The sequence below is a fragment of the Streptomyces sp. NRRL S-1813 genome, assembly GCF_000719605.1.
Classification (GTDB): Bacteria; Actinomycetota; Actinomycetes; order Streptomycetales; family Streptomycetaceae; genus Streptomyces; species Streptomyces decoyicus.
This window is the reverse complement of record NZ_JOHB01000010.1, coordinates 56,975-69,912: the sequence shown is the minus strand read 5'-3', so window position 1 is coordinate 69,912 and position 12,938 is coordinate 56,975. Positions and strand designations below refer to the sequence as shown.

13 protein-coding genes are annotated in these 12,938 nt (G+C 72.5%); 10 read left to right on the top strand and 3 right to left on the bottom strand.

The window, feature by feature from the left end; all coding sequences use genetic code 11:
- Positions 1-93: 93 nt before the first annotated feature.
- Together IF67_RS0116960 and IF67_RS0116955 are read left to right on the top strand one after the other, a co-directional pair.
- Positions 94-792: an alpha/beta fold hydrolase gene (locus tag IF67_RS0116960; RefSeq protein ID WP_030986485.1), complete on the top strand. Its 699-nt coding sequence runs from the start codon at positions 94-96 to the stop codon at positions 790-792.
- 218 nt (positions 793-1,010) lie between these two features.
- A complete protein-coding gene (locus IF67_RS0116955) occupies positions 1,011-1,664 on the top strand; it encodes a chorismate mutase (RefSeq protein WP_030986483.1) in 654 nt (217 codons plus the stop codon).
- A gap of 30 nt (positions 1,665-1,694) precedes the next feature.
- Here the strand turns inward: IF67_RS0116955 and IF67_RS0116950 are convergent, their stop codons facing one another.
- Complete coding sequence (locus IF67_RS0116950) at positions 1,695-3,323, bottom strand: acyl-CoA synthetase (RefSeq protein WP_030986482.1); 1,629 nt, start codon at positions 3,321-3,323, stop codon at positions 1,695-1,697.
- A 163-nt stretch (positions 3,324-3,486) separates the two neighbouring features.
- Between IF67_RS0116950 and IF67_RS0116945 the strand changes: the two genes are divergently transcribed.
- From IF67_RS0116945 to IF67_RS0116925, 5 genes are all read left to right on the top strand, one after another.
- Positions 3,487-4,287: a crotonase/enoyl-CoA hydratase family protein gene (locus tag IF67_RS0116945; RefSeq protein ID WP_030986480.1), complete on the top strand. Its 801-nt coding sequence runs from the start codon at positions 3,487-3,489 to the stop codon at positions 4,285-4,287.
- Positions 4,288-4,301: 14 nt separating this feature from the next.
- On the top strand, positions 4,302-5,249 hold the full coding sequence (locus tag IF67_RS0116940) for a Zn-ribbon domain-containing OB-fold protein (protein ID WP_030986478.1): 948 nt from the start codon (positions 4,302-4,304) through the stop codon (positions 5,247-5,249).
- The gene (locus IF67_RS0116935) at positions 5,249-6,334 is read left to right on the top strand and encodes a thiolase domain-containing protein (RefSeq protein ID WP_030986475.1); all 1,086 of its coding nucleotides are present in this window, start codon (positions 5,249-5,251) and stop codon (positions 6,332-6,334) included. Before IF67_RS0116940 ends, IF67_RS0116935 begins: the two co-directional genes overlap by 1 nt.
- Entirely contained in the window at positions 6,331-7,497 is a 1,167-nt protein-coding gene (locus tag IF67_RS0116930) for a thiolase domain-containing protein (protein WP_030986474.1), read from the top strand. Before IF67_RS0116935 ends, IF67_RS0116930 begins: the two co-directional genes overlap by 4 nt.
- A 137-nt stretch (positions 7,498-7,634) precedes the next feature.
- A complete protein-coding gene (locus tag IF67_RS0116925) occupies positions 7,635-7,874 on the top strand; it encodes a DUF397 domain-containing protein (RefSeq protein WP_030986473.1) in 240 nt (79 codons plus the stop codon).
- Positions 7,875-8,013: 139 nt separating this feature from the next.
- Here IF67_RS0116925 and IF67_RS0116920 read toward each other — a convergent pair whose 3' ends face one another.
- Positions 8,014-8,754 carry a leucine-rich repeat domain-containing protein gene (locus IF67_RS0116920; RefSeq protein WP_030986472.1) on the bottom strand — a complete coding sequence of 247 codons (741 nt, stop codon included), beginning with the start codon at positions 8,752-8,754 and terminating at the stop codon, positions 8,014-8,016.
- Positions 8,755-8,997: 243 nt separating this feature from the next.
- Here IF67_RS0116920 and IF67_RS0116915 point away from each other — a divergent pair, with 243 nt between their 5' ends.
- The 3 genes from IF67_RS0116915 (at position 8,998) to IF67_RS0116905 (ending at position 10,547) form a co-directional block, all read left to right on the top strand.
- Positions 8,998-9,531: a CGNR zinc finger domain-containing protein gene (locus tag IF67_RS0116915; RefSeq protein ID WP_420708678.1), complete on the top strand. Its 534-nt coding sequence runs from the start codon at positions 8,998-9,000 to the stop codon at positions 9,529-9,531.
- A 10-nt stretch (positions 9,532-9,541) separates the two neighbouring features.
- Positions 9,542-9,937, top strand: a complete 396-nt coding sequence (locus IF67_RS0116910) for an ACT domain-containing protein (RefSeq protein WP_030986470.1) — start codon at positions 9,542-9,544, stop codon at positions 9,935-9,937.
- 109 nt (positions 9,938-10,046) lie between these two features.
- The gene (locus tag IF67_RS0116905) at positions 10,047-10,547 is read left to right on the top strand and encodes a hypothetical protein (RefSeq protein WP_030986469.1); all 501 of its coding nucleotides are present in this window, start codon (positions 10,047-10,049) and stop codon (positions 10,545-10,547) included.
- A gap of 98 nt (positions 10,548-10,645) precedes the next feature.
- Here IF67_RS0116905 and IF67_RS0116900 read toward each other — a convergent pair whose 3' ends face one another.
- Entirely contained in the window at positions 10,646-12,655 is a 2,010-nt protein-coding gene (locus IF67_RS0116900; protein ID WP_030986467.1) for an N-acetylmuramoyl-L-alanine amidase, read from the bottom strand.
- Between the last annotated feature and the right edge of the window lie 283 nt (positions 12,656-12,938).

Here is a 12,938-nt window from a genome sequence, read left to right as displayed (position 1 = left end):
TCATTCGGTAGCCGCATGCTGGTCCAAGTAATCAGCGCGCGGCGAACACGTCAAGGGGCGTGGCGCCGACACCTCCCGGGTAGCGTCCAGCGCATGAGTGACGTCCGGAAAGTGCAGGTCGGTGAGGTCCAGCTGGCGTATCGGGTGTGGGGAGAGGAGGACGCGCCCCCGGCCGTGCTGCTCCACTGCCTCGGGGAGGACGGCGAGGACTGGCGCGGTGTGGTCGGCAGGCTCGCCGGTACCCACCGTGTCTACGCCCTCGATCAGCGGGGCCACGGGTACAGCGACTGGCCCGGTGCGTACGGCTTCGAACGGTGGCGGGACGATGCGATCGGCTTCCTCCAGGCACTCGGCCTGGAGCGGGTGATCCTCATCGGGCACTCGCTGGGCGCGGTGGCCGCGCTGCTGCTGGCCGCGGACCGGCCCGAGCTGGTGGACCGGCTCATCCTGGAGGAAGTGGCGCCGCCGCGGCCCGCCGATCCGCCGCAGGAGGTGCCGGAGCAGCCGGCCGGTCCGCAGCCGTTCGACTGGCAGGCCAAGGTCGCCGTGGTGGCGGAGCGCAATGCGCCCGACCCCGTGTGGTGGGAGGCGCTGGAGAAGATCACCGCACCGACCCTGGTCATCGGCGGCGGCGAGTCCAGCCATATTCCGCAGGAGCACCTCGCCGAGCTGGTCGAGCGGATCCCGGACGCCTGTCTGGTGACGGTGGAGGGTGCCGGTCATCTCGTCCACGAGGAGCGCCCCGGGGAGTTCCTCGCCGCGGTCAACTCGTTCCTCGCGCCGCGCCCGTAGCCTGCCGCGCGGTGTCGTGCGGGTCCCGGCGGGGTCCGCCGTGGCCCGCACGACACGCCCTCGGCCCTCGCCGGATGGGCCCACGGTGCCCCGGCCGCCTCGTCCGTCTCGGGGCTGTCGTCGCGCGCCCGCCGGGGATGACGGACGGCCGTTAGGCTCATGGCCGATGCCGCCGCTGAACTCCCCGGGGGTTTCCCGGGGTTCGAGAAAGGCCGACCGTGCAGCTGATCATCTCGATGCGGAGCGCCCTGACCGCCGGAGCGGCCGCCGCCGTCCTGCTGACCGGAACCGGCGGGGCCGTCGCGGCTCCGGCAGCCCCGCCGGTCAAGGCCCCCGTCTCGTCGGCCGCGGCCACCACCCCGGCTGCTGCCACCGCGCACTCCGTGTACGGCCGGCTCGGCCCGCTCGCCGGGCTGTCCGCGGAGCGGCTGGCCACCGGCGATCTGGTGGCCGCGGCGAAGTGGGGTACCGGCGGTCCGATCGACGACCCGGCCCGTGAGCAGGAGGTGCTGGACGCGGTGGCGGATCAGGCCCGGCGGCTGGGCGCCGATCCGGCGGCCACGGTGCGGATCTTCCGGGACCAGATCGAGGCCAGCAAGGTCGTGCAGCGGGGGCTGCACCGCCGGTGGCACGCGGATCCCGCGCAGGCGCCGACCACGCGACCCGACCTCGACGAGGTGCGCAAGGAGATCAACCGCATCAACGGCGAGCTGGTGCGGGCCATCGCCCGCTCCCCGCATGTCCGCTCGGCGCCGTACTGCACTCCGCTGCTGACGGTGGCCGCCGCGCAGGTCCGCCATGAGCGGCACCTGGACGGGCTGCACACGGCGGCGCTGGCCCGCTCGCTGCGCTCGGTCTGCGACAAAGCCTGACCGACGGCCGCGCCCGGCGGCCCGTCCGGCTCAGCCCGTCCGCTCGCCCGCCGCCACCGCTCTCGCCCAGCGGTAATCCGCCTTGCCGCTGGGCGAACGCTGGATGTGGTCGGTGAAGACGACGGCGCGCGGAATCTTGTAGCCCGCCAACCGGGTCCGGCAGTGGAGCTGGAGGCCCGCGAGGTCCAACGGCGCGGCGTCGGGGCGCAGTTGGACCACGGCCGCGACGCGGTTGCCCCACCGCTCGTCCGGCACGCCCGCCACCAGCGCGTCATAGACGTCCGGATGTGCCTTCAGCGCCTGCTCCACCTCCTCCGGGTAGACCTTCTCGCCGCCGGAGTTGATGCACTGCGAGCCCCGGCCGAGGACGGTGACGATGCCTGCCGCGTCGACGGTGGCCATATCGCCCAGCAGCACCCACCGGTCACCGCGCGCCTCGAAGAAGGTCTCGGCGGTCTTCTTCGGGTCGTTGTAGTAGCCCAGCGGGACATGCCCGTGCAGCGCGATACGGCCCACCTCGCCGGCCGGGACCGGTTCGTGGGTCGCGGGGTCCACCACTGCCGTACGGGAGTTGACGCGCAGCCGGAAGCCGTTGGCGGGGCCCGAGTCCTCGGTGGCGGTGCCGTTGAAGCCGGATTCGGAGGAGCCGAAGTTGTTGAGCAGCATGACGTGCGGGGCCAGCGCACTGAACTGGGCGCGTACGGTCTCGGAGAGGATCGCGCCCGAACTGCTGACGCTGAACAGCGAGGAGCAGTCGGTGTCCTTGAGCGGCCCGGCGAGCGCGTCGACCAGCGGGCGCAGCATCGCATCGCCGACCAGCGACACACTGGTGACCTGCTCCCGCTCGATCGTGCGCAGCACCTCCTCGGGCACATATTTGCGGTGGACGACGACCTTCTGGCCGAAGTGGAAGGCGATGAACGCGGTGAGGGTGGAGGTGCCGTGCATCAGCGGTGGAGTGGGGAAGAAGACGATCCCCTCACCGCCGGACGCCACCCGCTCGGCCAGCTCCTGCGGTCGCCGCACGGGCTCGCCGGTCGGTGCCCCGCCGCCCATCCCGGCGAAGAAGAGGTCCTCGTGGCGCCACATCACGCCCTTGGGCATACCGGTGGTGCCGCCGGTGTAGATGACGATCTGGTCGTCGGCGGAGCGCGGGCCGAAGCCGCGCGCGGGGGAACCGGCGGCCTCGGCGTCCGCGAGCGCGACGGGCGTGATCCGCGGCTCGGGGGCGTCGGCCGGCGGGGTGCCGACGCGTACGAGATGCCGCAGACCGGGCGCCTGGGGGAGGGCGGCGGCCACCCGCGCGGTGAACTCCGCGTCGAAGACCAGCGCCGCCAGGTCGGCGTCCCGGTAGAGGTAGGTCAACTCCTCTTCCACGTAGCGGTAGTTGACGTTGACCGGGACGGCGCGGATCTTCAGGCAGGCGTAGACGGCCTGGAGGTATTCGACGCCGTTGTAGAGGTGCAGTCCGACGTGCCGGCCGGGACCGATGCCGTGGTCGGCGAGGTGGTGGGCCAGGCGATTGGCCGCGCGGTCCAGCTCGGCGTACGTCAGGCGCCGTTCGGCGCCGGTCCCGGGGTGGTCGACGTACACCAGCGCCTCGCGGTCGGGGACCGTGTCGACGATCGACTCGAAGAGGTCGGCAAGGTTGTACTCCACGTCTCCTCCAGACCGGGCGGGCGTCGGCTTGGCGGTCATTAGAGCGCCGCCGGAAGGAGCAGGGAAGGGCCACGGCCAAGAAATCTGACTACCTGTCAGAAAGGTCTTGAAGTCGGTGTGCGCCTACTGCAACCTGTTCTACGTCGCGAGACGGGAGGACGGAATGGGCAGCACGGAACATCTGTCGGTGGAGCGTGTCGGCGCGACACTGGTGCTCACCCTCAACCGGCCGGAGGCGAAGAACGCTCTCTCGCTGCCGATGCTGGTGGGGCTGTACGACGGCTGGACCGCCGCCGACGAGGACGACGGCATCCGCTCCATCGTGCTCACCGGCGCCGGCGGCACCTTCTGCGCCGGAATGGACCTCAAGGCCCTCGCGGGCGACGGCATGGCCGGCGAGCACTACCGCGACCGGCTGCGCGCCGACCCCGACCTGCACTGGAAGGCGATGCTGCGGCATCACCGCCCTCGCAAGCCGGTGATCGCCGCCGTCGAAGGCCACTGCGTCGCGGGCGGGACGGAGATCCTCCAGGGCACCGACATCCGCGTCGCCGGGGAGAGCGCCACCTTCGGGCTCTTCGAGGTCCGGCGCGGGCTGTTCCCGATCGGCGGCTCCACCGTCCGCCTCGCCCGCCAGATCCCCCGCACCCACGCCCTGGAGATGCTGCTCACCGGCCGGCCCTACCCCGCGCGCGAGGCCGAACGCATCGGGCTGATCGGCCATGTCGTCCCCGAAGGGACCGCGCTGGACAAGGCCCTGGAGATCGCGGAACTGATCAACGGCTGCGGACCGCTGGCCGTCGAAGCCGTCAAGGCCTCCGTCTACGAGACCGCCGACATGACCGAGACCGACGGGCTCGCGGCCGAACTCGCCCGCGGCTGGCCGGTCTTCGACACCGCCGACGCCAAAGAGGGCTCCCGGGCCTTCGCCGAGAAGCGCCCGCCCGTCTACCGGCGCGCCTGACCCAAGGAGCCCGCATGTCAGAGGTCCTCACGGCGCCTCTCGTCGTGGAATTCCCCTTCACCCGCTCGCTCGGCCCCGTCCAGAGCGCCTTTCTCACCGGGCTGCGCGAGCGCACCGTCCTCGGTGTCACCGCGAGCGACGGCCGGGTGGTCGTACCGCCCACCGAGTACGACCCGGTCACCGCCGAGGAGATCCGCGAGCTGGTCGAGGTCGGCACCGGCGGCACCGTCACCACCTGGGCCTGGAACCCGTCCCCGCGCCGCGGCCAGCCGCTCACCACTCCCTTCGCCTGGGTCCTGGTCCGGCTCGACGGCGCCGACACCGCACTGCTGCACGCACTGGACGCACCCGGCCCGGACGCCGTACGCACCGGGATGCGGGTCCGGGTCCGCTGGGCCGCGGAGCGCACCGGCGCGATCACCGACATTGCCTGCTTCGAGCCGGACGACAGCGCCGCGGACGACAGCCGGCCGGCCGCGCACACCGGAGAGTTCGCCGACGCCGTCACCGGTATCACCACCCCCGCCCGGCTCGACTACACCTACTCGCCCGGCCGCACCCAGTCCCGCTACCTCCGGGCGCTCACGGACCACAGGATCGTCGGCGAGCGCTGCCCCTCCTGCCGCAAGGTCTACGTCCCGCCCCGCGGCGCCTGCCCCACCTGCGGTGTCGCCACCGACACCCAGGTCGAGGTCGGCCCCGGCGGCACCGTCACCACCTTCTGCATCGTCAACATCAAGGCCAGGAACCTCGACATCGAGGTCCCGTACGTTTACGCCCATATCGCCCTGGACGGCGCCGACCTGGCGCTGCACGCCCGCATCGGCGGCATCCCGTACGACCGGGTCCGCATGGGGCTGCGCGTCGAACCCGTCTGGACCGAGGGCGGCCGCTTCCCCGACCACTACCGCCCCACCGGCGAACCCGATGCCGACTACGACAGCTACAAGGAGCTGATCTGATGCGCGAAGTCGCCATCGTCGCCTTCGGGCAGAGTGATCACGTCCGCGACAGCGCCGAGACCTCCGAGGTCGAGATGCTGATGCCGGTGCTCCACGATGTCCTGGCGCAGACCGGCCTGGCGGCCCGCGACATCGACTTCACCTGCTCCGGCTCCTCCGACTACCTCGCCGGCCGGGCCTTCTCCTTCACCATGGCCTTGGACGGCGTCGGAGCCTGGCCGCCGATCTCCGAATCCCATGTGGAGATGGACGGCGCCTGGGCGCTGTACGAGGCCTGGGTGAAGATCCTCACCGGCGAGGCGGAGACCGCACTGGTCTACGCGTACGGCAAGTCCTCGCCCGGCGATCTCCGTGAGGTCCTCACCCGGCAGCTCGACCCGTATTACGTCGCCCCGCTGTGGCCCGACTCCGTCGCGCTCGCCGCCCTCCAGGCCCAGGCCCTGATCGACGCGGGACTCACCGACGCGCAGGCGCTGGCCGGTATCGCGGCCCGCAGCCGGGCGGACGCCGGGGCCAATCCGCACGCCCAGCTGCGTGGCGAGGTGCCCGCCGGTGAGGTGCTCGTCGCCCCGCTGCGTACCGGCGACTGCCCGCCCATCGGCGACGGCGCGGCCGCCGTCGTCCTCGCCGCCGGCGACACCGCCCGCAGGCTGGTCGACCGCCCCGCCTGGATCCGCGGCCTCGACCACCGCATCGAGGCCCACAGCCTGGGCGTCCGCGACCTCACCGACTCGCCGTCCACCCGGCTCGCCGCCGAGCGCGCCGGTGCCTTCGAGCTCCCCCATGGCCTCAAGGGCATGGGAGGTGCCCCCATGGTGGACACCGCCGAGCTGCACGCCCCCTTCACCTCCCAGGAGGTCGTGCTGCGCCGCGCCCTGAAACTCGACGCGCCGGACAGCACGGTGCGCATCAACCCGTCGGGCGGCGCACTGGCCGCCAACCCCGTCATGGCCGCCGGCCTGATCCGCCTCGGCGAGGCCGCCGCCCGCATCCACCGGGGCGCATCCGACCGCGCCCTCGCCCACGCCACCTCGGGCCCGTGCCTGCAACAGAACCTGGTCGCCGTCCTGGAGGGTGAGCGATGAGCAAGGAGCCCGTGGCCGTCGTCGGCATCGGCCAGACCAAACACGTCGCCGCCCGCCACGACGTCTCCCTCGCCGGACTCGTCCGCGAGGCGGCCCGACGCGCCCTGGACGACGCCCAGTTGACCTGGGCCGACATCGACGCCGTGGTGATCGGCAAGGCCCCCGATTTCTTCGAGGGCCTGATGATGCCCGAGCTGTATCTCGCCGACGCGCTGGGCGCCGTCGGCAAACCGATACTGCGGGTGCACACCGCCGGCTCGGTCGGCGGCTCCACCGCCCTGGTCGCCGCCAACCTGGTCGCCGCCCGGGTCCACCGCACCGTCCTCACCCTCGCCTTCGAAAAGCAGTCCGAGTCCAATGCCATGTGGGGCCTGTCCCTGCCGGTCCCCTTCCAGCAGCCCCTGCTGGCCGGCGCCGGCGGCTTCTTCGCCCCGCACGTCCGCGCGTACATGAGGCGCACCGGGGCCCCGGACACCGTCGGCTCCCTCGTCGCCTACAAGGACCGCCGCAACGCCCTCAAGAACCCCTACGCCCACCTCCACGAAAATGACATCACCCTCGAAAAGGTCCAGGCCTCGCCGATGCTCTGGGACCCGATCCGCTACTCCGAGACCTGCCCGTCCTCCGACGGCGCGTGCGCGATGATCCTCACCGACCGCACCGGGGCCGCCCGCGCACCGCACCCGGCGGCCTGGGTGCACGGCGGTGCGATGCGCAGCGAACCCACCCTCTTCGCCGGCAAGGACTTCGTCTCCCCGCAGGCCGGCAAGGACTGCGCCGCCGACGTCTACCGGCAGGCCGGCATCACCGACCCGCGTCGGCAGATCGACGCGGTGGAGATGTACGTCCCGTTCAGCTGGTACGAGCCGATGTGGCTGGAGAACCTCGGCTTCGCCGAGGAGGGCGAGGGCTGGAAGCTCACCGAGTCGGGCGTCACCGCACTCGACGGCGATCTCCCGGTCAACCCCTCCGGCGGGGTGCTGTCCACCAACCCCATCGGCGCCTCCGGCATGATCCGGTTCGCGGAGGCCGCCCTCCAGGTACGCGGGCAGGCCGGCGGTCATCAAGTCGACGGCGCCCGTACGGCGTTGGGACATGCCTACGGCGGCGGCTCCCAGTTCTTCTCGATGTGGCTGGTCGGCGCCGACCGGCCGGCCACCTGACACCCCTCGGGGGCGGGCGTGCCGACCCGGCGCGCCCCCTCCCGGACCACCACTCCACCGCCCCGCCATGTCCCCTGTCCGTCCCCGGACACAGTGGTTAGGCTGACGCGGACGACGTACCGGGAGGAGCGGGACACGTGACCGACAGCATCACCGAGCAGCGGCTCGCGGGCGGACCCAAGCCTGATCTCGACCTGACGCAGGCCGAGTGGCAGTCGAGCACCCAGGGCGTGGGCGGCGTCCAGATCGCCTTCGTCGAGGGCTATATCGCGATGCGCAACCGCCACAGCCCGGACGTCCCCGCGCTGGTCTTCACCCCCGCCGAGTGGCGTGCGTTCGTCCTCGATGCCCGCGATGGGGAGTTCGATCTCACCTAGGGCTGTCGCTCGTCACCGGGCTCCGAGACGGCACGCAGGGGCGTTTCGTTTCGATCATCCGTTCGCGCCATGGTCACGGCAACGGCGAGGGGCCGCCCGTCCGACGACGCCGGCCGACCCGCCGGCCGCGGCGCGAGCGTCAGGTGAGCACCACACACCCCCGCCGCCGGAGCGCCGACACCGCTTCCGCTCCGTCATCCATGGAGTTCCAGCGCAGATCCAGCTTCTCCAGCGACGGCAGCCGCGCGATCCACGACGGCAGCACCTCGATCCGGTTGCCGCGCAGGTCGACCCGGCGCAGCAGCGGCAGCGTGCGCAGCGCCTCGGGGACGCCGGGGAAAGCGTTGTCCCGGAGCTCCAGCACCCTCAGCTCGCGCAGCGCCGCCATGCTCGCGGGCAGCGCCGTCAGCGCATTGCCGCCCAGCCACAGCTCACGAAGGCGGCCCAGCCGCCCCAGCGTGTCGGGCAGTGAGGTCAACTCCGCTCGCTGGGCGCGGAGTTCGACCAGCCGGGCCATCCGGCCGAGCGCCGCAGGCAGTGCGCCGAGCGGATTCTCGCCGACGTTGAGATAGCCGAGCCGGTCCAGCCTGCCGAGCGAGTCCGGCAGGGCGGTGAGCCGGTTGTCGTGCAGATAGAGGAAGCGGGTCAGACCGGTGAGCTCGCCGATCTCGTCGGGCAGGGCGGTCAGCGCGTTGTGGCCGAGGTCGAGGGTGTGCAGCGCCCGCAGCCGGCCGAGTGCCGCCGGGATCTCGGCCAGGGTGTTGTCGGCGAGGATCAGCACCTCCCAGTCGTCGCGCCGCCAGACCTCGGCAGGCACCGAACTCAGGCCCGCCTTCCAGAGGTTGAGGACGAGAGGCGTGGCGGAACCGGGGCGGGCCATGGAGTGGTGGTCTCCTTCCGGAGGGTGGTGCCGGGAGCGCCGACTAGGGTGGCACAGCTCCCGTGGCCAGTCCCGCGGACCGTGGCCGATCCGGGCGTCCGCCGTGTGGATCTCCCATTCCCGCCACCAGGACAGCAGGGCGGCACGCAGCTCGCCGTCCCGGTACTTCACCGGCCGCGACCAGTCGGCCGGGCCGACCGCCGCCCAGGCCGCGGACGCGGGCACGGCGGCGTCGCCGACGACCTGGCCGGTCCGGAGGGGCTCGCGGTCTGGGTGCGTGAGCGGGCCGCGCTGCTGGACTGCGCGGCCGACCCGGCCGTCCCGGACGAGGCGCTGCACACCGCCGTACGCGAGCTGCGGGCCGCGGTCCGGTCGCTGTTCGCCCGCGCCGTCCGGCCGGGGCCGCCCAGTTCCGCCGATGCGCACCGGCTGCTCCCGGAGGAGGAGGCGCTCCGCCGGCTGAATGCCGCTGCGGCCCTGGTTCCCATGACACCCCGGCTCAGCTGGGAGCCGGGCGCGCCGCCGGCCGTGCGGCACCACCCGGCCGGCTCCCCGCCGCCCGCCGACCGGATCGTCGCCGCGCTGGCCCGCGCCGCCCTCGACTTCCTCGCCGGCCCCGACCGGGCGCTGCTGCGGGCCTGCCCCGCCCCGCGCTGTGTGCGCTACTTCGTCAAGGACCATGCCCGCCAGGAGTGGTGCACCCCTTCCTGCGGCAACCGCGCCCGGGTCGCACGCCACCACGAGCGGCGCCGGGAAGGGCAGGGCGGCGCCCCGTAGGGTGGGGCGCATGACGGGCGAACGTGATCTCCGGGCCCTGCTGAGCGGGATGCGTCCCGAGCGGAACGAGGGCCGCTTTGTCTTTGCGACCGTGCCCGGCACGGTCCCCGAAGGTCTGACACCGGTGGTCACCGTCACCGAGCCCGAAGGCCGCACCCTTGTCGTCCACCAGGACGAGGCCGACCGCGCGGGCCTGGCGTACGACTATGTCGCCGGCTGGATCACCCTGCGGGTGCACTCCGCGCTGGACGCCGTCGGACTGACCGCCGCCGTGGCCACCGCACTCGCCCAGGCGGGCCTCAGCTGCAATGTCGTCGCCGGTTTCCACCACGATCACCTCTTCGTGCCGTATGCCGCGACCGACGAGGCGCTGCGCCGGCTGCGCGCGCTGGCCGACCAGGCATAACAGCCACCACAACGACCAGCGGCAAGAGGACGCGGCGGCTCCGCGCACCGGGCGCCGCTCACCCCGACGTCCGCGCCGCGTGCCCGGCCGGGCCACGTACGATGGCGGCATGTCCTTCCTCCGCCGCCGCAGCGCAGCCACGCCCGCCGGGCCTGACTTCGACGTCCTCGCCATGGACCCCGGGGACTGGCCGGGCAATCTCGGGGCCGGGCTGCTGCCCGCGCCCGACGGGAGCTGCCAGGGCGTCTTCCTCCGCTACGACCTGTTCGGCGGCCGCGGCCCCGCGATGGTCATCGGCAATCTGCCCGAAGGCTCCCCGGCCCGCGAGCTGGAGGACGACCAGGTGCCCTTCGAGGTGGCACAGCTGCTCGCGGCGCTCGGCAACGACGAGCCGGTGACGGTCGTCGAGAGCGAGGACACCCCCGTGATGCACGAGGACAACCTGCTGATCGTCAAGCGCGTCAAGTGCTCCGAGAGCCGGATCTCCTGCGCCCAGTTCGACCGCAGCGACGGCGTACTCGTCACCATCGCCAGCTGGGACCGGCCGATCACGGACGACCTCTACGCGCTGCTCAAGCCGCTGCCGGCGGAGCTCTTCCAGCAGGGCTGAGCCCCGGCACGGCTCCGGAGCGGACACCGGCGCGCCCGGTGGACGGCACTGCCGTCCACCGGGCGCGACGCGCTCACCCGAACGGTGCGCGAGCGGGCTCAGGAATCCGAGCGCCGCACATCGACATCGGCCGCCCGCACATACCCGACCCGGTGGCCGAGCTGGATCTCGTAGTAGACGTCCTCGCCGCGCACGATCGCGTGTTGGGAGACATCGAACGTCGGGGCGTAGAAGTAGTCGCCCGCCATCCGGTCCCCGACGGCGTACTTCTGGCCGGCGGCGAGCTTGTACGGCAGCGGCGAGACCGCCTGGTAGGGCACCCCGGCCGGGTAGGCGTCCTTCTCCGGGTACGCGCGGCCGTAGACCGGGATCTCCTGCCGGCCGTCCTTCGGCGTGGCGATCAGCCCCTTGGCGTTCACCGCCGTCGGCGCGCGGTGCGGATTGTGGAACCACGCCTTCTGCCCGAGGTACCAGACCGCCGTCCAGTCGCCGGCCTGGCCCGCCACGGCGAACCGCTGGCCCGTCGAGGCACGGGCACCGATGTCGTTCACGCCCTTCGTCGAGTCACTGCCGTCCGGGTGCAGTCCGGCGTCCTTGACCAGTGGTGCGCTCTCACTCGGCGCGGTGTGCAGCCGGACCGCCGCGGAGCCGTGCGGTGCGCAGGTGTCACCGGGCTTCTCGCAGCCGGTGTAGACCGGCTTGTTCCGCTCGTAGTGGGGGCGGATGGTGACCAGCCCGCCGTGCGAGCCCGAGGCGGCCTTGAACGGCTTGCCCAGCAGAGTGAAGTAGTGCGCCCAGTCCCAGTACGGACCGGGGTCGGTGTGCATACCGGGGATCGTGGCGGTGGTCGTGCCGGGCACATTGTCATGGCCCAGGATGTGCTGCCGGTCGAGCGGCACGTCGTACTTGCGGCTCAGATACTTCACCAGCCGGGCCGACGTGCGGTACATCGCCTCCGTGTACCAGGCGTCCGGCGCGGCGAGGAAACCCTCGTGCTCGATGCCGACGGAGTGCGAGTTGATGTACCAGTTGCCCGCATGCCAGGCGACGTCCTTGGTCGGCACATGCTGGGCGATCAGACCGTCCGCGGAGCGGATCGTGTAATGCCAGGACACATAGGTCGGGTCCTTGATCAGCTTCAGCGTCGTCTCCCAGGACCCCTCGGTGTCATGGATGACGATGGTGCTGACCCGCTGGTCGTCGGGCCGGTCCGCCTTGTCGTGGTTGCCGTAGTCACCGTCACCGAACTCTTCGTACGGCGCCGGGACCGACTCGCAGGCGACGCTCCGCGGGCACTCCGGCGTGCGAGCGGACTGCGGCGCCGATGCCCTGGCGGCCGATTCGCTGAGACGTTTCTTCTGCGTGGCGTCGGGGGTCAGTTCCGGCGTGGCGGGCAGCGTGACCCGCTGTCCCGCGTCGGTCGTGCGCGTCTGGCCCCGGCGCATCACCTCGTAGACCTCGTCCGCAAAGGCCTGGCCGCCGCGCAGGTCGTCCTGGCCGCCGTAGCGCGCCACCGCCCCGTACCACCGCGCCGGGTCGCTGCCGGCGGTCTGCCCCAGCTTGTGCTGTTCCGCCGCGAGCAGCGCCGCCCCGCCGAGCACATTGGACGCGGGGTCGGTGCGCAGCCGCTCGGCCGGAAGGCCGGCCAGCGTGGCGGCCGTCGTCAATGTCCGCAGCCGCGCGGGGAGTTCCGCGGGCACCACGGCCCGCTTCGCGGCACCCCCGGCAGGCACGTTCTTACGGGGCCGCGCGCCGTCGCCGCGGGCGTCCTCGTCGCCCTCGCTGAACTCCGGGGCCCGCGCCAGCGCCGTACGGGCGTCGGTCAGATGCATCGGGCCGTAGCCGCCGGAGACGCTGGGCGCGCCGCCATGGGCGTCCCAGCGGGACTCCAGGTACGCGACGCCGAGCAGCACACTGCGCGGCACATGGAAGCGGGCGGCGGCGTCGGTGAAGGCTCGCTGAAGTTCATCCGTCCGGGGCGGCCCGGCGTGTGCGGACGGCGCCCCCGGGAGCGGCAGCAGCAGTACCGCTGCCGCGACCGCGGTGGCGGATCTGCGCAGGGCGGGGCGGTGGAATCTCTTCTCGTCTTCCGGGGCGGATCCTCGCAAAGCAACCTCCTCGAGCCGGCCCGAGCCGGGGCGGTGTGACGGCGGGTGCGCAAACGGCCGCATGGGCGGGACCCGAGACTAGAGCCCCCGTCGGCTTAGAGCTATACGTTTGCCGAGGGTCCGTCAATCACCGTGCCCGTTCGGGATTTCGCATGTCAGGGCGTCTCCAGAGGAGCCTTCCCGGACCGGTGCCCGGCCTGCGGGGCGTCAGTGGAATGGACCAATGACCTGACGCGGACGACGGCCGCCGGACGGACGGCCTGCCGGAGGAGAGGGCCGGAGG

Coding starts and splice junctions, on each gene's coding strand:
- IF67_RS0116960 (WP_030986485.1), top strand. CDS start 94: ATGAGTGACGTCCGGAAAGTGCAGGTCGGTGAGGTCCAGCTGGCGTAT.
- IF67_RS0116945 (WP_030986480.1), top strand. CDS start 3,487: ATGGGCAGCACGGAACATCTGTCGGTGGAGCGTGTCGGCGCGACACTG.
- IF67_RS0116940 (WP_030986478.1), top strand. CDS start 4,302: ATGTCAGAGGTCCTCACGGCGCCTCTCGTCGTGGAATTCCCCTTCACC.
- IF67_RS0116935 (WP_030986475.1), top strand. CDS start 5,249: ATGCGCGAAGTCGCCATCGTCGCCTTCGGGCAGAGTGATCACGTCCGC.
- IF67_RS0116930 (WP_030986474.1), top strand. CDS start 6,331: ATGAGCAAGGAGCCCGTGGCCGTCGTCGGCATCGGCCAGACCAAACAC.
- IF67_RS0116920 (WP_030986472.1), bottom strand. CDS start 8,754: ATGGCCCGCCCCGGTTCCGCCACGCCTCTCGTCCTCAACCTCTGGAAG.
- IF67_RS0116910 (WP_030986470.1), top strand. CDS start 9,542: ATGACGGGCGAACGTGATCTCCGGGCCCTGCTGAGCGGGATGCGTCCC.
- IF67_RS0116905 (WP_030986469.1), top strand. CDS start 10,047: ATGTCCTTCCTCCGCCGCCGCAGCGCAGCCACGCCCGCCGGGCCTGAC.